General features: G+C 41.1%; 16 protein-coding genes. 7 read left to right on the top strand and 9 right to left on the bottom strand.

Translation table 11 applies throughout. The features are described 5' to 3' along the window. Nucleotides 1-108: 108 nt before the first annotated feature. Nucleotides 109-3,531 carry a type II CRISPR RNA-guided endonuclease Cas9 gene (gene cas9, locus JFU01_RS05485; RefSeq protein ID WP_195856147.1) on the bottom strand — a complete coding sequence of 1,141 codons (3,423 nt, stop codon included), beginning with the start codon at nt 3,529-3,531 and terminating at the stop codon, nt 109-111. Between the two features lie 254 nt (nt 3,532-3,785). On the opposite strand from cas9, the gene JFU01_RS05480 reads away from it, so the two are divergent. The 4 genes from JFU01_RS05480 (at nt 3,786) to JFU01_RS05465 (ending at nt 6,804) form a co-directional block, all read left to right on the top strand. After that, nucleotides 3,786-5,606 carry a DUF2075 domain-containing protein gene (locus JFU01_RS05480; RefSeq protein ID WP_195856146.1) on the top strand — a complete coding sequence of 607 codons (1,821 nt, stop codon included), beginning with the start codon at nt 3,786-3,788 and terminating at the stop codon, nt 5,604-5,606. Nucleotides 5,607-5,610: 4 nt separating this feature from the next. Further along, nucleotides 5,611-5,937, top strand: coding sequence for a nucleotide pyrophosphohydrolase (locus tag JFU01_RS05475; RefSeq protein WP_195856145.1), 327 nt, complete (start codon nt 5,611-5,613; stop codon nt 5,935-5,937). A gap of 195 nt (nt 5,938-6,132) precedes the next feature. After that, a complete protein-coding gene (locus tag JFU01_RS05470; RefSeq protein WP_195856144.1) occupies nt 6,133-6,522 on the top strand; it encodes a DUF6287 domain-containing protein in 390 nt (129 codons plus the stop codon). Nucleotides 6,523-6,609: 87 nt separating this feature from the next. Continuing rightward, nucleotides 6,610-6,804 carry a hypothetical protein gene (locus tag JFU01_RS05465; protein WP_195856143.1) on the top strand — a complete coding sequence of 65 codons (195 nt, stop codon included), beginning with the start codon at nt 6,610-6,612 and terminating at the stop codon, nt 6,802-6,804. A gap of 103 nt (nt 6,805-6,907) precedes the next feature. Here JFU01_RS05465 and JFU01_RS05460 read toward each other — a convergent pair whose 3' ends face one another. From JFU01_RS05460 to JFU01_RS05440, 5 genes are all read right to left on the bottom strand, one after another. Then, entirely contained in the window at nt 6,908-7,921 is a 1,014-nt protein-coding gene (locus JFU01_RS05460) for a uroporphyrinogen decarboxylase family protein (RefSeq protein WP_195856142.1), read from the bottom strand. 39 nt (nt 7,922-7,960) lie between these two features. Continuing rightward, nucleotides 7,961-8,620, bottom strand: a complete 660-nt coding sequence (locus tag JFU01_RS05455) for a methionine ABC transporter permease (protein ID WP_064293419.1) — start codon at nt 8,618-8,620, stop codon at nt 7,961-7,963. A 1-nt stretch (nt 8,621) separates the two neighbouring features. Further along, the gene (locus JFU01_RS05450; protein WP_195856141.1) at nt 8,622-9,593 is read right to left on the bottom strand and encodes a methionine ABC transporter ATP-binding protein; all 972 of its coding nucleotides are present in this window, start codon (nt 9,591-9,593) and stop codon (nt 8,622-8,624) included. A gap of 1 nt (nt 9,594) precedes the next feature. Continuing rightward, nucleotides 9,595-10,407 carry a MetQ/NlpA family ABC transporter substrate-binding protein gene (locus JFU01_RS05445; RefSeq protein ID WP_195856140.1) on the bottom strand — a complete coding sequence of 271 codons (813 nt, stop codon included), beginning with the start codon at nt 10,405-10,407 and terminating at the stop codon, nt 9,595-9,597. Nucleotides 10,408-10,930: 523 nt separating this feature from the next. Next, nucleotides 10,931-11,197, bottom strand: a complete 267-nt coding sequence (locus JFU01_RS05440; RefSeq protein WP_195856139.1) for a hypothetical protein — start codon at nt 11,195-11,197, stop codon at nt 10,931-10,933. A 217-nt stretch (nt 11,198-11,414) separates the two neighbouring features. Between JFU01_RS05440 and JFU01_RS05435 the strand changes: the two genes are divergently transcribed. Then, nucleotides 11,415-12,614 (top strand): DUF6287 domain-containing protein, encoded by a 1,200-nt coding sequence (locus JFU01_RS05435; RefSeq protein ID WP_195856138.1) that lies wholly within the window; start codon nt 11,415-11,417, stop codon nt 12,612-12,614. 106 nt (nt 12,615-12,720) lie between these two features. Here the strand turns inward: JFU01_RS05435 and JFU01_RS05430 are convergent, their stop codons facing one another. Beyond that, the gene (locus tag JFU01_RS05430) at nt 12,721-13,209 is read right to left on the bottom strand and encodes a GNAT family N-acetyltransferase (protein WP_195856137.1); all 489 of its coding nucleotides are present in this window, start codon (nt 13,207-13,209) and stop codon (nt 12,721-12,723) included. Between the two features lie 161 nt (nt 13,210-13,370). On the opposite strand from JFU01_RS05430, the gene JFU01_RS05425 reads away from it, so the two are divergent. Together JFU01_RS05425 and JFU01_RS05420 are read left to right on the top strand one after the other, a co-directional pair. Next, a complete protein-coding gene (locus JFU01_RS05425) occupies nt 13,371-14,018 on the top strand; it encodes a hypothetical protein (RefSeq protein ID WP_195856136.1) in 648 nt (215 codons plus the stop codon). A 720-nt stretch (nt 14,019-14,738) separates the two neighbouring features. Then, nucleotides 14,739-15,476 (top strand): cyclase family protein, encoded by a 738-nt coding sequence (locus tag JFU01_RS05420; protein ID WP_195856135.1) that lies wholly within the window; start codon nt 14,739-14,741, stop codon nt 15,474-15,476. Between the two features lie 143 nt (nt 15,477-15,619). Here the strand turns inward: JFU01_RS05420 and JFU01_RS05415 are convergent, their stop codons facing one another. Both JFU01_RS05415 and JFU01_RS05410 read right to left on the bottom strand, forming a co-directional pair. Next, the gene (locus tag JFU01_RS05415; RefSeq protein WP_195856134.1) at nt 15,620-17,029 is read right to left on the bottom strand and encodes an amidase; all 1,410 of its coding nucleotides are present in this window, start codon (nt 17,027-17,029) and stop codon (nt 15,620-15,622) included. After that, complete coding sequence (locus tag JFU01_RS05410) at nt 17,022-17,216, bottom strand: hypothetical protein (protein WP_195856133.1); 195 nt, start codon at nt 17,214-17,216, stop codon at nt 17,022-17,024. Before JFU01_RS05410 ends, JFU01_RS05415 begins: the two co-directional genes overlap by 8 nt. Nucleotides 17,217-17,611 lie beyond the last annotated feature (395 nt).

Raw genomic sequence — 17,611 nt, 5'->3', positions numbered from 1 at the left:
TTTTGTAGATTTTCCGATAATTTTCTATCAGTAAAATTATCAGCACACCTCGTCAGATGTGATAGTCCGTCGACTACATTACCATTGTAACAATCATCTCGAAATAGATCAATCATCTATTAAAATATTTTTTGGCCCTTTTTCTTGATTTACTTTAAACACATCTCCCAAATAAGAAGTGGTTAATTTTTCAATTTTCATTCCTTCTTTAAGTGTTACTTGCGCTCGATCTTTAATAAGTCCAAAAACAGGAATAATTTCATTTTTCCATGTCGATTTATCCTTTGGTTTCAATTCAATCTGGTTGCCATTTTCCCTTGCCTTGGAGCTAAAAAGACACTCGAGTTGTTCCATATCATTATAAATCCGTATACAATCACCTTTATATAAGCTAAATAGAAATTGCGAGTCATTTGAAATTCTTTCCCGCTCTTTTATTTTGTTATAGGTAGATAATGGTATTCCGTATTGCCCATTCTTTAATCTAAAATCATTATATTTTATGCGCATCCATTCGTAACTGTTTTTCTTAGGATTAAAATATACATCTGCTCTCCATGGATTCTGGCCTGTCAAAAACGCAATTCGATTATTAGAGGTTTTATCCATTCTATTGCCATTTTCATCTTTTGTAACATTGATATGATTTCCAAGTTTTTTATTCCTATATTTAACCGACCGAATATATGGTCCATTACCCTTCTTAGAATACTTACGAATGGCAGGTACTCCTTGGTCTTCACAATATAATTGGAAAGGAGAAACAGGTACCTTCTTTACTTTGCCATTCGCTTGTTGCACTTCTTTGTAGTCAGGATATTCTGAAGCAATTTGTAAGAGTATTTTATAAGTTTGCTCATCTAATTCCTTCATCAATAATTTGTCACGATTTTTGTCATATACCTTCCAGCCATCATCTGTATAGATATCTTTAATCTTATCAATGACATAATCTTCTGTTTTAAAACTTGTCTTACCATTCTTTTGAATCTTAAATTCGGTTATTTTCCGTGTTGAATAGATAGTGGCATCACTCACTTTTCGATTCCATTTCTTATCAACTTGATGGGAAAATTTGATACGTGAATAAAGATACGTAGGAATTAGTTGTTCAATAAAATCTTCCCAAATCGGCACAAAGCTTCTCTTATCGTAGTAGTTCATCATCTTGAAATCACGATAGCTAATTTTCTCCCCCGTAGTCATATCAATCATATATTTAGAGCCATCTGCATCTTGATGATATTGATAATTAATAATATTAATGAAAGGTGATACTGCACAAAGAGTTGCATCTACAGCGTGATGGTGGTGGGTTCCTCGTGTTTTATCTAAAGCGCTTCCCCATTTTTTCCGCAAAGTATGGGTAAACAAACCATTTACCACCCTTACCTTAGTGAGCTCTTTTTGTCCATAGAAGAAACTTTGAACAGCATTTAAGACCACTCGACTGGCATAGCGTGTATCGTTCAAATTTCTTTGAACAAAACCTTGTTGGATGTCAGGATCAAAAATATTTTTCTCAGTTAATAAGTTGGCTTCTTTCTTTCGATTAAACTTTCTCGATTTCGCCCAAACAACATAGTCATCCCAAGTTCGATTAAAATTAGCACCTTGTTCAAAGGCCATGTAAGGAGTCCGTTGTCCTTTCTCTTGGTTAGCGCTGGCAGTAACCAAGACTTTATTATGAATGGAATCATCCAAACTAATAGACAAGGGAATAATATGATCAATTTCACATGAATTATCTAACAAATCTTCGGGACGAATAGCTTTTCCACTATAGGCACATTTGCCATCCTGTAAATAGTAGTGCAATAACTTGCTAGCGAAGGATGGTTTTCTCAAAGCCGCTTGAAAGCGTGCCTTATCCCAAGCAGACTTTTCAAGAAAATATTTTTCACTATTAGCCTTGCGTTTAGTATTGAGGGACTGTATATCTTTTATATTTTTTTGTTGATCAGCTTCATTCTTATCCCGTGGCATTTCAATCGTTACATGGGAAATATTTTGTTTTCCATATTTCTTTACTAACTCATTAAAAATCTTAATTGTTTGGCGAATGGATTTAGTCACCGTTGGATTATATATTTCAGCTAATATGTCATCCAGCGGCAATTGCTTCTTATCGGCATATTTATTTCGAAGATCAAATTTTAGATTCATCCGCTCTAGAATGGTATTTTGTTCATCACTCGTATGCAACAATTCAGGTATCAGAAGATTCAAAGTTTTTGTAGAGAAACTGTGCCAAGAACTCTTGCTAGATTTTTTCTTCAGTTCATGGAAATAATTAGCAATCACGTGTTTAACGGATTCATCAAGCAAAGGAATTTCTAGGTCTAAAGTTGCCATAGCAGCTGGTAATTCACTATTTAAGGTAATTACTTTAGCAATCGTATCTATTTCTTCAACCGGCAAATCATTGAGTTCAATATCTGATTCCTTAAAGATTTTACGCCAATCCCGATAAACCTTCATAGAATGTATTTCTGGTTTAGACTGATTATTTACTCGCCACCCTTTAATTTGGTCAACCTTCAATCCTAAACGCTTAGCCAAGGTGCTTGGCCCAAAGCTGGCTATTTCCTGGGTCATTAAATCATTCATTAAAGATAATTTCTCTTCTGTGGATAACTTCCGATCTTCCGGAATAAGTGTTAAATTGTTCAAATCATTCAACAAATTATATTTCTGGGCGCTTAGACTCGAAGCACTCGCCCTAACCTCATCCGGATTAACAGAATCCTTCCCAATTAATTGTTCAAATATATTAGGTTTGGGTTGCCCTTCCTCTTTATAATTAGCCCATCGCCCATACTCCGAATTATTTTGAGCGTTCCCTGGTCCATCATAATAGGGACGCTTACGATAAATTAAACCAGCCTCTTCACGATGGCCTTGTTTAGTGAATTGATTAATAAATTCGTCGTCGATTTCTGGATAATATTCCTGTTGCTTATATAGAATACGATTTAGTTCATTCGCATAAGCCTTTACCGTAAACACATTCAACTGATAGCCTTTTTCAAAACTGAGGCCTGTCTTAACACGGCCATTCTCTTTAAGTCGTTGATATTGAATTTCTCCAGGTGTTAGTTCTTTTTGAAGCAGCCTATTTTCATTGACTTGATCTTTGTAAGTTTTTGCATCTGTGCCACTGATCTCAGCTTCCTCATCTAGATAACTAATACCTCTCTTCTTTACAATATGGGTAATGACACGGTAGATTTCACCTTTAGTTAACTTTTCACTTAAACCGCGTACTCGCATTTCATAAGGGCAAGCATTTAGCAAAGCTTTATCCAATTTGAAGCCATGTGCTTCCAGAATTTTTTTGGCGTCTTTTAGACGTGTTTTGCGTCTAGAATATAATCTTCTGGTGCTACGACTGCTTCTTCTCTCGGCGTTATTATCACTATTTCTCGCTGAGAATAATCGAACCCCTAAATCAATGATTCGACCATTTTCCGAATCAATAATAGACCAACCCACGCTCGCAATCCCAATATCCAAACCAATGGAATACATGCCTTTCACTCTTTCTATTTGCATATTTTTATAAAGATTTTAACATAATTGCAGTTTTTTAATTCTTAGATAGTAATTTAAAGTCCATTTTACTATATCGATGGCTAACTTTTAGCTCTTTCCACAAATATTACTGATATATTCCCTCAATTCTGTAATTAAAGTGCTATATTAAACTTTACAACTAATATTCATTGCTTTTACTCTTTTTTTGTTATACTAATTATTAAATAATATTTTTTGGGTGATATCTAATGACTAACGACCGACCGATAATAGAAAAAATTGACTATGATGCGAATGCTCTAAAGGCATTTGAACAGTCGATGCAAAATAATACCGAAACACCGTCAAATTCATTAAGTAAAAGTGATATGTTCCTTACCTATCCTACTGTCTATGTGATCACTGGGGAAAAGAGCAAAAAGTTTATCGCTTATGTTGGTGAAACGACTAATATCATTTCGCGAACCCAACAACACTTGACTAGAGACCCTATTGAAAGACAAGATTGGCGAGAATTTAAACAAGCTAAATTTGCCAACTTATTTATAATCGGTCATGAGAAGTTCAATAAATCGTTAACTTTAGATATCGAAAATCGGCTTATGTTATATATGTCTGGTAATCCAAATATCGGACAGCTGAATAACCGAAGAAATAATCCGCAAATTAACTATTATACCCATGAATATTTAGAAGGTTTTACTTCTCAAATCTGGCAGGATTTACATGAACGCGAACCTGAAATCTTTCCCGATGAGTCTGTTATTAAAGACAATGCCTTATTTAAAGCCTCTCCTTTCCATAAACTGACCATCGAACAAATAAAAGCCAAGGAGAAAATTTTCGATAAGGTCATCGATAATTTTAAACGACGAAAGAACTCTCAAACTGACGAAGAGGCTGAATTAATCCTGGTCAGTGGCGAAGCTGGAGCGGGAAAGACCGTTCTTCTTAGTGCTTTATTTTATGAGTTGAATAATCTTAGGTATCAAGATTCTGATATTGAAACCGATGATGCTAAAGTTGTTGATTCACTTGAAGATCCCCTAGATTGCTATTTATTAGTCAATCACAATGAACAAATGCAGGTCTATAATGATATTGCTTTAAAATTGAATATCCAAAAGAAAAAAGATGAAAAAGTCTTAAAGCCGACTAGTTTCATCAACAAAGCCCAAAAGTCTGATAAAGCAGTAGATATCGTATTGATTGATGAAGGCCACCTATTACTCACCCAAGGTAACCAAGGCTATAGGGGAGAAGATCAATTAACAGATATTTTAGAACATGCTAAACTGGTTATTCTGATCTTTGATGAGGACCAAATCATTGCACGAACACAATACTGGGAAAATCTTAGAATAGACCAGATGATTGATCGCAGTATAAAAAACGATAACTACATTTATTTGGAAAATCAAATGCGGATTCATTCTGAAACAAAAACGGTAGAATGGATCAACACATTCGTTAAAGACAGAAAAATTACTAACATCCCTGAGGATAGATTAGGCTACAATATCAAAGTGTTTGATGACAGCAAGAGCATGTATCAAGCAATCATCGAAAAAGCGCAAAATCGGGATAATGGAATCTCCCGCATGTTAGCTACCTATGATTGGGACTGGAAGGCGCCTACAAAAGAAAAATCTGCCTGGTACGTTGAGGATGGAGATTTTAAACTACCCTGGAACTATACCGATACTAAGCAACCAAGTAGTAGTAAAAACAATCAATCTTGGGCAGAACAGCCCAAGTCCCTACATGAAGTCGGTTCAACTTATACTATCCAAGGTTTCGACTTAAATTATGCTGGTGTCATTATTGGTCCTTCGGTAAAGTATCGAAACGGTAAAGTGATTTACGATGTTAGTGCCGCTAAATCCGATCAAATGACTAAAAAGCGTACCTTGGAATCAGGTGAAAAGGTCGATATTTCTGATAAACTCTTACAAAATCAATTGAATGTCCTTCTCAAACGTGGGATTAACGGCTTATATATCCACGCCGTCGATAAAGAATTACAAGAAATGCTCCAAAAAGCACAGAACCATGAGTTAAAGGAATGAGAAAATGATGGATTTAATCGATAAAATTAATGCCTTTCGCGATGAAAGAGATTGGCGCAAGTTTCATAACGAAAAAGATCTCGCCCTCTCAATTGTCCTAGAAGCGAGTGAGTTACTTGAAATTTACCAATGGAAATCGGCTGAAGAAGGCAATCAAAACCTGCAAGCGATCAAAGAAGAATTAGCTGATGTCTTAATCTACTGCTTGATGTTTGCTGATAATTTAGACCTGGATGTTCATGAAATCATCGAAGAGAAGTTAAAACTCAACGCCCAAAAGTATCCCGTAGAAAAAAGTAAGGGCAGCAATAAAAAATATACCGAACTCTAAAAAGAAAATAAAAGCTCCGAAAAATGTTATTTTTTCTATCATTTTTCGGAGCCTTTTACATTAAAAATATTTTACATATATAAAATCCCCCCTCCATCCGCCTTGACAAGCCACCTCCCACAGGGTTTAATTAAAGAAAAGGCTTTCAAGATTACTTTTTAAGCCTGCAAAAATCATTTAATGGAGGAAACAACGATGAAGAAAGCAAAACACGGGCTCCTTGGCCTAACCGTTCTACTGACCCTACTCCTAGTCGGCTGCCAAAACAACAGTGAGAGCTCCACCGCGACTTCCCAAAGCCAAGAGTCGGTAAGTTCGGAATCCAGTTCAGAAAAAGAAGAACCCAAAGACAAGAAATCCAGCAAGGAAGAGTCAGAAAGCAAGAAAGAAGAAGCATCTAGCGAAGAGGAAACCAAGATCGAAAGTAAAGACGAAAATACTGAAACAGAAAGCTCAGCCAATCAGTCGTCAGTCCCCACCATTGCCGGTGACCTTGGTCGCACTACTTCCCAGCAAGGCCTAGACATCGATCAAATCCAGCAAGGTGACTTATCCACCCTAGTAGGCACTTGGCGTAATGGTTGAGGGCAAGAGTTTGTCTTTTATGAAGACGGGCGCGTCGACCCTCATCACTATCTTTACCTTGGAAATGCCAAAAAAGAAAACCAAATTTTGTTTGCAGGTCTCAATGCTACTGATGGTTATATTGGTGGAGCGCTCTTGATCATTGCTCCCGCAGGGATTCAGATTGAGGTCCCGATTCCTTCCAGCTCCGATGCTTCAGACATCAGCCGTGATCGTTTGATTGGTGGGCACAACTATGACGTAATCGAAGACCCAGATGAATTCTTTTACCGAGTAGACTAAACTTCAACCTACAAAAAAGACACAGAAATCCGTAGAAAGTCTATCGGTCTTCTGTGTCTTTCATTTTTATAATAACCTTTTATCTTCAAGCACCAATAAACTATTAAGCCTCAGTCCTTAAATTAAAGATACGGTCGGTTTCCGCTTTAACTTCTTTAATATAATAGATCAGCTCGGGGTCAAAGAAACTATTGGTCCCACAAGAAGGGCTAAATAATAAGCGTTGCCCTTTGGTGGCTTTATAAATTTGGTAGATTTGGTTGCGGATCAGGTTCCGATTGAAATCATTGAAACTAAAGCGGTCCACCCCACAGTTAAGGACGAAATCGCTATACTTGAAGACTTCTTCTACGCTAGGCAAGGATTCAAAGGCATGCCAGTTAAAGACCTGGATCGGGTAATCCTTGATCAGGTCGAACATAATATCCGTCCCGTGGGCATGGAAGCTGTTAAACCAGCCTGCCTTTGCCGCTTCTAATATTTTTAAGTCATAGGGCTTACCAAATTCTAAATATTCTTCCTTCGTTACCCGGTCATAGCGAATAAACTGAGAGGCCAGGTAGACACCCGCGGCGCCTAAATCTAAGGCAGCCTGAACATATTGGACTTGGACATTGGTCAAATTTTCTAGGGTTTGGTGAAGGAGTTCATTTTCCCCACTGCGGATAAACTCGACTGCCCGACCCTTTGTCAACTTGTCCAGGATGGTTAGGGGACTGAAGGAAATCACGGTCACAGGGACTTGGTCACCTAAGCGATCTAATAGGTAAGTCAGCGATTTCAACTCGCGCTGGTAAGAAGGAGTAGAGATATCGAGGTCATGGGGTAGCTTTTTCAAGTCCGCTGGCTGGTTATAAGGGGTTTTGACTACGATGGACACGCCGCCCTTATAAACCGGGGAATGATCGACTTCATCCACATAGTCTTCCACCGTGAAGAGCCCGTTACTGCTGTGACCAGCATAATCCAAGTCATACTGGTGAACTTTTTCCGCTAGGGCCTGGGCATATTTGACCGGGTCATGGTCGACTTCAGGCAGGTGGGATTTAAAGGAAAAAGGGACATAGTCGGTGACTTCTTTATTAATAACTTTTTTGATTAATTCAATTTTACTCATTTTTGTTTTCTCCATTATCACATGATTTTACAAGGGCTATTATCTTAAGGACTGCTTATAGAGGTAATTGCCGACAAATTGGGCACAGTGGACAATCAGGATAATCACCAGGACGGTCCCGTACATAATCACTGAATCAAAGCTGTTGTAGCCGTAGTTAATCGCCACAGACCCTAATCCGCCAGCGCCAACGGTTCCGGCAGCCGAAGTGGTTCCGATAATCCCGATAATGGCCACGGTTAAATTCACAATCACCAGGGGAGCCGCTTCCACTAGGACGACTTCCTTCATGATTTGGTAGTCACTGGCTCCAAATGAGCGGATCGCCTCAATCAAGGGCCGCCCCACCTCCCGGAAGGAATTCTCTAATAAGCGCGCCACGGTGGCGGTGCCGCTGATGGTTAAGGGCACCAATGCCGCGGTCCGCCCAATCACCCCACCCACAATTCCTCGCGTTAAGGGGATGACGGCCACGACCAGGATAATAAAGGGGAAAGACCGCACAATATTAATGAAAACATCTAAAATGCTATAAATAAGTGCATTGGGTCTTAGCCCTTCCTTATCGGTATAATACAAGGCCACAGCGATGACAAAACCCAAGGCTGTTGATAAGATCATGGTAAAAAACACCATATAAGCCGTGTCAAAAACCGATGGCCCTAAAATAGCTGATAATTTTACTAAACTGGCTTCCATCTTATTCCCTCCATTCAATCTGATGGTCTTTCAAATAATTTTCCAATAAAGCTTGGTGGCGTGAATCGATTTGAATTTTAAAATAAGCGGTCGTCCGGTCATTAATTTCCTCATAATGGGCGTCCTCAATCGAGTAAGGAATCTGTAAGTCAGAGAATATCTTGGATAAGAGGTCCTTTTGCTGGTCAACATCACGGAGAACCAACTTAAATTCAAAGCGCCCCGCTTCAACTTGAGGCTCGGTCTCAGTTTCCAGTCCCATTAAACGTCTTAAAGCCGGGGGTTGGTCAAGGAAAAGATCCACCGTATTCCCGGCTGCCACAATCTTACCGTTCTCAAGAATGGCTAACTTATTGCAGATTTTTTTCACCACTTCGATTTCATGGGTAACCACAATAATAGTTAGCTTCAATTTTTGGTTAATTTTCTGCAAGAGGTCAATGATTGAGCGGGTAATTGAAGGATCGAGGGCAGACGTGGCTTCGTCAGAGAGCAGGAGTTTGGGGTTCAAAGACAGGGCTCTAGCAATGCCCACCCGCTGTTTTTGACCCCCGGATAGTTTGCTGGGATAGGCGTCCGCCTTATTAGACATATCCACTAAATCCAATAAACTCTGGATACGCTCCTCAGTCTCTTCAATATTCCATAGTTTTAGGGGCAGGGCGACATTCTCTCGGACTGTTTTGCGGTTAATTAACTCAAATTGCTGAAAAATCATGCCAATTTCCTTTTGCAAGTGTCTGAGCGAATCGCCCGATAAAGTTTGAATATCCTCATCGAGGACGTGAATAGACCCTCCATCGAAACTCTCCAAACCATTAATGCAGCGCAGCAAGGTGGACTTCCCCGCCCCACTCTTACCTACCAGGCCGTAGATATCGCCTTCATTGATGGTGAGATTGATATCTGAAAGCACCTGAAAATTACCGTAGTTTTTTTGTAAGTGTCTGATTTCTACTAAGGGCTTGGTCATCTTAATCACCTGTGTAAGGGAACCAGGTCCCACCACTGACCTCTTTCACCAGTTCAGCGGATTCTTTGGTTTCAAAGGCGTCATGGATAATCTTGACCGCCTCTTTATCTTGGTTGCCGTCCTTGGTGGCTAGGATGAGCGCGTTGGCCTTTAAATCTTTGGGTTCAAATTTGTACAGGGCATCTTCGGTCTTAAAGCCGGCCTTATGTGCTGCTAAACCACTAAAGATAGCAATATCCACCTCATCAAGGGATTCAATCAAGGTTCCCCCACCTAATTCCACAAATTCAAGATTTTTCGGATTAGAGGTCACATCGAGCGGAGTTAGTGTTTCCCCTTTAGGAATATCTTGTTTGACTTCAATTAATTTGGCCTGTTCTAAAACGCGAAGGGCGCGTTGAATATTTGAGGCATCATTTTGAATGGCTACTTTGGCCCCATCAGGCAGCTCATCCAGTGATTTATGCTTTCTACTGTAAACACCGATAAATTGCTCAAAGAGAGGTTTGCCGGCTTTGACTAAGCTGGCACCACGGTCTTTATTAAATTGGTTCATATAGGCTTCATGTTGCATGATATTCACGTCAACTGACCCATCCATCAGGCCTTCATTACTTGCAATGGTACTTTCTGCCACAGACAGTTCTAGCTTGTAGCCTTTTTCCTTCAAGGCTTGTTCAACATATTTAGTCATTCCGGCACTCTGCCCACTGACACCGAGAACCACCTTCTTTTCTTCTTGCTGTCGAGAAAAGAAGATAAAGCCCGCGGCAACGATGGCTATTGCAACAAGAGACAAAACAATTTTTTTCATGTATATACCTCCAAAGGTCATTTCGTTTGATTCCTAGTCAAGAAAAAATACGGGCACTCGGCTCGTAAGTTTCTGATCAAGGATTGGATTAATAACTATTCAGTTATTAGTTTGGAAGTTTAGCATAGTCACTCTTTGTCTAGCAATATGAGCAGGATACCCATTCACTATCAGCTATAATCGGTCCTTTAGGTCTTTTACCATTAAGCTGGTAAAAGTACATTCACTGCATTGGATTTATTTTCAAAAAAGCTGTCATTTCAGGCTTTTTCACTCCAACTGTTGACTGATCGAGATCTCCAACTTTAAAAACGATTTCCTCGACCGATCAAAAGCAATCATTTACTTGTCGCTCTGGATTCATTTTTCAGTTAGATAAAAACAGCCGGCTCGAGACCTCTAAGCTGGCTGTTTTTAGGGAATATTAAAGTAAAAAAGACACAGAAACCGTTCACTAAATAACGGACTTCTGTGTCTTACATCTGTAAACTATTTTTATCCATTCTCAACAACTAGCAGCAAGCTACTGATGACTCTCCTCTGGGCTCGCTAGAAACTTCTCAATTTCTTCAAGCGGTTCACCTAATGCTTCCGCGATTTGAGCAGTAGTCATCCCACTAGCTATCATTTTTTGAATCGTTGATTGTCGTTCCGATTCACGTCCTACTTCTATTCCTTCCTCACGTCCTGTCGCTATACCTTCTTCAATCCCTGCTTCACGTCCTACCCGTTCCGCTGTGGCTAATAGCGCTTCACTATTGGCCTTACGATATTCTAATTGATTAATCATCGTGATCTCCTCTCTCTGAAGAAAATTTTCGGACAACTTAATCACTGAAGCTAGATATTACTAAAACCATCTTAACAAAGCTCCCCCTCAAAGGCACTCAAAGCCCCTTGACAAAGGCCTTCCTAAGGGCTTTAATTAAAGAAAGGGTTTTCACTGCATAAAATGATCGATCCATATGGTATAGAAACTGATCAAATTCTAACCCTAGGGAGGAAATATGAAGAAAATAGACCTATCCAAACGCGCACTACTTTCAAAAATTCACCAGAAAAAACGAACACTACTCAGTTTATCTGTCCTAGTATCCCTATTCTTAGTCGGCTGCCAAAAAGAAGCTGACCAGTCCACCGCTTCTCAAAGCCAAGAGTCGGTCAGTTCTGAAGCCAGCTCTTCAAAAGAAAAAGCTAAAGAAGAAGAGACCAAGCAAGAAAGCAAGGCTGAAAAGACTGACAGTAAAACCGCTGAGCAAGTTCACCAACTCTACCAACCTACTCTAGATTGGTACCAGGAAATTGTCGACCTGGCCAAGAACAATGACATTCAAAAAGCAAACCCCGGTGATCCTGAAACTGCTTATGTCGTTTCCATTATCAATGATTCTGATGGCGAAAACATCCAATATGCCTTTTACGACATCAATAAGGACGGTCAAGATGAGTTAATTCTCAGAGACCAGTACACTCTTATTGCCATCTATACCCTGCAAGACGATAAACCTGTCCTCGCAAAAGCGGGCGGCGTTGCGGGTTCCGGTGGTGAACGTCGGATTCTCACCATCTATGACAACGGCACTTTTGTTTACAACAACTTCCACTCGCCCCGCCCTGAAGCCCATGCTACTAATTACCGCATCACGAATGACGGCAAAATCGAAGAGATCAAACAAGTGGACTACGACTTACAAGAGACCAAGGACCCCGCGCCTTTACTCGGCTTAGACAATGAAAAAGAGCTAGATATCGAATCTTTCGATTGGAAAAACTTAGCCCCTACAAGTGCTGCAGCAAGCAGTCAATCTGTCCCCACAATTGCGGGTGATCTAGCGCCCTCTACTAATAGTCAGCAAGTTCTGGATATTAACCAAATCCAACAAGGTGATTTCTCTACCCTTGCAGGGACCTGGCGTAATGGCAAGGGGAATGAGTTAGTAATTGATGAAAATGGTCAAGTCGGTCCTGACATGTCTGTTGGTGTTGACTATGCAGAGATGAAAAACAATACTTTATGGGCAGGCCTTGTGGTTAATGGCCCCGGAAGTGCCATTTTAATCATCGCTCCTGCAGGCACTCAAATTGAAGCCTCAGACTCTTCTAATACCTATACCGATGCCTCTGATTATACTCGAGACCGCTTGCTAGTAACCCAATACGCAGGGGGAATTGAAGTTCCAGAAGAATTTTATTACCGCGTCGATTAAGATCCTGACTTTTCAATACAACTGAAAAAAAGACACAGAAAGTTCTTCAACAAACAAGTGCTTCCTGTGTCTTTTTCTCTTTTATAGTACTAGTTAGACTCAAGGACTAGTCTGACAAATCCTTCAAGAAAAAGCGGTCCATGGTGGTGTGGATCAAGTTTTCCGGTTGAGGGATTTCTTTAAAGCCATATTTCTGGTAGAGGCCAATGGCAGCCTTCAAGGAAGAATGGGTCTCTAAATAGAGTTGACGATAGCCGGCGGACTTGACTTCTTGGATTAATGTTTCCATCAAGGCCCGACCTAAGCCCTGACCTTGGGCTTGAGGGGCGAGGTAAATCTTCTGCAATTCTGCGCACTGGTCGAAGAGCTCACATTCAGCAAAGCCCACTCCACCGAGGACCTGGTCGCTGTCATCCACGGCAACGAAATAATCGCGACTTTTCGGCTTGGCTTGGTAAAACTGACTTAAGTGGTCAAGTTCCGGGTCATAATAGGCCGTTCCCGCTTGGTCTAAGCCCACTGATTCTAAGGAATTTCTGATAATTTTTGCGATTTGAGCATCGTCTTTGGCTTGGATCGGTCTGACTGTGGTCATTTTATCATCTCTTTTTCATGTGAATTTTACTTAGTATAGCATAAGCTACTTTTCCTCTTCATAAGCGAAGCTTCCAAAGACCGATAAGCCTTAACTAGACTCAGAGTAAGCGCTTCATTATATATAATATATGTTATAATTATTTAAAGAGGTGATGAGTCATGAAATGGAAAAAATGCCTTTCACTCGTTCTGCTTGCTGCGACTTTAGCTGCTTGTTCCTGTGCACCTTCCAAAGAGACAGAAAACCAACCATCAGCACCGAAACAAGAATCCAGCCAATCAGCAAGTCGTTCCCAAGCTTCAGAAAGCACGTCTGAAGACCAATTCCCGTCTGAAAGCGAAAAAGAAGTCTCTTCCGCTCCCAATGAGGCAGAATCCCAGGTCAAGCAAAACACCCGGCCTGCCAGTGATCCCCTCGCTGGCTATGATCCCCTGGATATTGAATACGCCCGCATCTGGCTGCAATTGGGTCCTAACCAAGCGGCCGAGGCCATCAATGTTCACATCATCCCCCAAGGCACTCTGATCAATCCCTACCTAGCCAATGGCGCTAGATACCCGGAAACCGTAACCCAATTGGCTGGCAACCGCCTAGTCGATGGGGTGGTGACCTATTCCAGCAACCACGACGGCACCATTAACCTTTACAATATCCCCTTGCGCTTCGATCTCCCTGACTTTTCCGCCATTCCGGAGTCAACTTACATCAATGAAACCTATAAAATGGCCCAATCAACCCAAAAGATTGCTGTGGATCCTAATCAGCCTGACCAAGTCATTCAGACTATTCAAAAACTGAAGCGCTGAGGCCATTCTCCAACTTTTTACAGAACGACAAAAAAGCCTTGATCCAGTTCTTCTTTTCCAGAGAAGTCACTGATTCAAGGCTTTCTTTATCAAGTCCCTTTTTCTAATGGGTAACATTCGACTGATCATTTTTCGCTTAACCACCCCTTCCACGGCCCAACCTCAAGGTTCCAAGCAGCCTGAATGGAGGCTTGTTAAGAACGCTTTGCGGCTGTCAGCCACATACACAATGCTTGAAGGTCGCGGGGGATTGACTGAGGTCTTTCAGTCAGATGAGACGAAGTGCCCTGTCAAGCCGTGTTCCCGCTCGTTCATTTAGTTATAAGTTATTGTGGGTCAATCATAGTGCCTTTAACTAAGCCTGTCAATCCCTGATTTGATAGGCTTTTTCCTTCTTTTTCGATACCCTATACCGAAGCCCAGTAAGATTAACGTTTTTCCCTTTCTTAATCGTTTTACTTGATAAATAGCGATATAAATTGAATAAGTTTTACGCTTTGGTTATGAAGTAGACATGGCCCCCACAGCTAAAATCACCATTGATCACTATTCCATATTCCTGCTAAAAAGCCGATTAGACCAAGCTTCCACTGACCGACAGTCTTGGGCTCGACTCCTCTACTCTTGCATTTCCCTGTTTGCTTCTCTAAGATAAGGGCAATTCAGTCGAACTAATGAAACAATAAGTTACTAACGAAAAATTAGAAGGAGTTATGCCCTATGTCACAAGATCTTTCCCACTTACTTAACGCCAAACGCGTCGACCTTTCCCATGAATTGCACGAAAATATTCCTTTGTTCAATGCTTTTGATCCCATCCAGGAAAAAACCTTGAACACAATCGACCAGGATGGCTTCTACGCCAAAGAATACACCCTAGCCACCTCCTACGGGACCCATATCGATTCACCCGGCCACTTTGCAGCGGGCAAACGGCTCTTAGATGGGGTGGGATTGGATGAACTGATCCTGCCGCTCTATGTCCTCCACCTAGAAGCAGAAGTTGCCGCTGACCCGGACTTTTCTGTCACCAAGGAGGTCATCTTAGACTACGAAGCTGACCACGGCAAGATTCCCGCGGGAACTTTTGTTGCCTTTGCCAGTGACTGGTCCAAGCGCTGGGACGATCCCCAAGCCTTCTATAATGAAGACGAAAATGGCCAAGCTCATACCCCTGGTTGGACAGTGGAGGCCTTAGAATTTCTCGCCCACGAACGCGACGTCAAAGCCATTGGCCATGAGAACCTGGATACCGATTCTGGGCACATCTACTATGACCAAGAAGCCCTCCCCGGTGAATTCTACTGGCTGGACCAAGACCGCTACCAAGTCGAAGTCTTAAATAACCTCTCCGCCCTACCAACCCAAGGCGCAGTCATTGTCGTTGCTCCCCTCAAAGTCAAAGGCGCCCCCAGCTTCCCTGCCCGGGTCTATGCCTTGGTAGCTGAAGAGGAGTAAAAATTGACTTTACTTCCTTAAGATTTTTCTACACCAAAACAGCTCCCCCGCCAGTGACTTTTCACTGATAGGGGAGCTGTTTTCTTATTAAATAGCTGTTAACTCATTCTAGTCTCTTCTCAATGACTCAGCTTGAGAAATCCTTAGACAACAATGTCTTCATAAGAGATTGGATGAGTTGATTCCCAAGCTTTGGCAATTTGTAGTAATTTTTCTTCTGACAATGGGCGACCAAAGAATTGCATCCCTGTTGGCAAGCCATCTTTATCTAGGCCCATTGGAACAGAAAGTGCTGGAACCCCAGTCATGTTCGCTGGAACAGTGAATGGTAGCACGCTTTGGACAACGTCAATCGCTTGTTCTGGCATTTCTGATTCTTCTTTGAATGCTGGAACTTGGACTGGAATCGTTGGGCCAAGGATCGCATCAACCTCTTGGAAAACTTCATTAAATGCTAGAGCCATTTTACGACGAACTTTTTGAGCGCGAACGTATTGTTGACCGGTTACCACGCTACCTGCCATTAAGAAGGCGCGAACGTCTTTAGCAATGTTTTCTGGTTGATTTTTCAGTTCTTCAAAGTAGTTAGCTCCCGCTTCTGCGACAGGGGTCACTTGGCCAGCATATTGAGTCATCTCAAGTTCTGGAATCTCGATATCCACAACTTCAGCGCCTAATTCTTCTAATTTTTCAATTGACTCATTAAATAGACGTTCAACTTCAGCATCTAGTCCTTGGCGGTAATAAGATGGTACACCAAATTTTAGGCCCTTGATGCCTTTATCTAGATTGCGCGTATAATCTGGACGTTCGACATCTTTTAGACTGTTATGGTCTTTGGGATCATAACTGGACATAACACTAGTTAGCATGGCTAGATCGTCAACCTGGCGCGCCATAGGACCCGTCGAGTCGTGGGTTTCTGACGTTGGAATATTATTAGCAGAGCTTAGTAGGCCATATGTTGGCTTAAAGCCATACACCCCATTAATAGATGCTGGGACACGTAAGGACCCCCACATATCTGTACCGGTAACGATTGGTGCCATACCTGCTGCTAAAGCGGCACCGGAACCACCACTAGAACCACCAACAATATGATCTAAGTTAAATGGATTGCGGGTATGACCAAACCACGGGTTAAAACCAGCAGAGCCAGGGCCTAATGAGTGCATGTTTAATTTACCAAGTATCACGCCACCAGCATCTAAGATGTTTTGAACGGGAGTTGATGTTTCTTCAGGCACATAGTCTCTTAGCATACCTGAACCACTGGTTGATAAGACACCTGCTGTTTTGTAGGTATCTTTAATGGCGATTGGCATCCCGTGCATAGGGCCTTTGTAATTTCCTGCTTGAATTTCTTGATCCGCCTGTTTGGCTTGGTCTAAAGCAAGGTCATCTGTTACCGTGATGAAGGCTTTCACGTCATCTTCAACCGCATGAATACGATCTAAGAAAGTCTGGGTTAATTCTACTGATGTGATCTCTTGATTTTTTAACATGTCAGCTAGTTCATGTGCAGATTTGAATAATAATTCTTTGTTACTCATGATCGATAACCTCCATATTATTTCTCAAGAATATCTTCGTGCTTTGCAGGTCTTCATACTCGTTTAAACGTTCTTCACCTTCACTGATGAAATCTAGAATTTTTTGAACGAGATGAATATCCTCATCAGTATATTGAATACCTTGAGTATCAAAATGAGCTTGTAAATATTCTTTACTATATCTCAAGTTTGAGCTCCCTTCCTAGGTCAAAATACAAAAGTGACAGTTAGCAAACTGAAACTAACAAAGTTGCTTCTTTATTAACTTCTATTCCAAAGTAACATCTCATATTTCACTTATCAATTCATACGGGCTATACAGTTTTAAAGATTTCATTAATAACTAAGGCGTTCAAACCAGATAGTGCAGTCCTGTTTGAACAGTGCTTTAAATTAGGCGAATACTAAATGATTTTGAGGTCTGGCAGGGGGGTGAAAGGTGACGCTGGAGCCATTTTATCATCGTTGAGGACTTCCTCGTTGTCGTTCATTCCAGGCTCACCAAAACAGCTCCTCCACCAGTAACACTAGGGAAGGAGCTGTTTTATTATTAAATACTAGCTTTATTGTACAAGTATTTGT

Source organism: Aerococcus sp. Group 2, from assembly GCF_905125285.1.
Lineage (GTDB): Bacteria > Bacillota > Bacilli > Lactobacillales > Aerococcaceae > Aerococcus > Aerococcus urinae_E.
Note: the sequence above shows the minus strand (reverse complement) of the source record. Positions and strands in the feature narration are given on the sequence as shown.

Excerpts from the sequence above, each read along its gene's own strand:
- cas9 (WP_195856147.1), bottom strand. The coding sequence starts at position 3,531 with ATGTATTCCATTGGTTTGGATATTGGGATTGCGAGCGTGGGTTGGTCT.
- JFU01_RS05480 (WP_195856146.1), top strand. The coding sequence starts at position 3,786 with ATGACTAACGACCGACCGATAATAGAAAAAATTGACTATGATGCGAAT.
- JFU01_RS05475 (WP_195856145.1), top strand. The coding sequence starts at position 5,611 with ATGATGGATTTAATCGATAAAATTAATGCCTTTCGCGATGAAAGAGAT.
- JFU01_RS05470 (WP_195856144.1), top strand. The coding sequence starts at position 6,133 with ATGAAGAAAGCAAAACACGGGCTCCTTGGCCTAACCGTTCTACTGACC.
- JFU01_RS05460 (WP_195856142.1), bottom strand. The coding sequence starts at position 7,921 with ATGAGTAAAATTGAATTAATCAAAAAAGTTATTAATAAAGAAGTCACC.
- JFU01_RS05455 (WP_064293419.1), bottom strand. The coding sequence starts at position 8,620 with ATGGAAGCCAGTTTAGTAAAATTATCAGCTATTTTAGGGCCATCGGTT.
- JFU01_RS05450 (WP_195856141.1), bottom strand. The coding sequence starts at position 9,593 with ATGACCAAGCCCTTAGTAGAAATCAGACACTTACAAAAAAACTACGGT.
- JFU01_RS05445 (WP_195856140.1), bottom strand. The coding sequence starts at position 10,407 with ATGAAAAAAATTGTTTTGTCTCTTGTTGCAATAGCCATCGTTGCCGCG.
- JFU01_RS05440 (WP_195856139.1), bottom strand. The coding sequence starts at position 11,197 with ATGATTAATCAATTAGAATATCGTAAGGCCAATAGTGAAGCGCTATTA.
- JFU01_RS05435 (WP_195856138.1), top strand. The coding sequence starts at position 11,415 with ATGAAGAAAATAGACCTATCCAAACGCGCACTACTTTCAAAAATTCAC.
- JFU01_RS05430 (WP_195856137.1), bottom strand. The coding sequence starts at position 13,209 with ATGACCACAGTCAGACCGATCCAAGCCAAAGACGATGCTCAAATCGCA.
- JFU01_RS05425 (WP_195856136.1), top strand. The coding sequence starts at position 13,371 with ATGAAATGGAAAAAATGCCTTTCACTCGTTCTGCTTGCTGCGACTTTA.
- JFU01_RS05420 (WP_195856135.1), top strand. The coding sequence starts at position 14,739 with ATGTCACAAGATCTTTCCCACTTACTTAACGCCAAACGCGTCGACCTT.
- JFU01_RS05415 (WP_195856134.1), bottom strand. The coding sequence starts at position 17,029 with ATGAGTAACAAAGAATTATTATTCAAATCTGCACATGAACTAGCTGAC.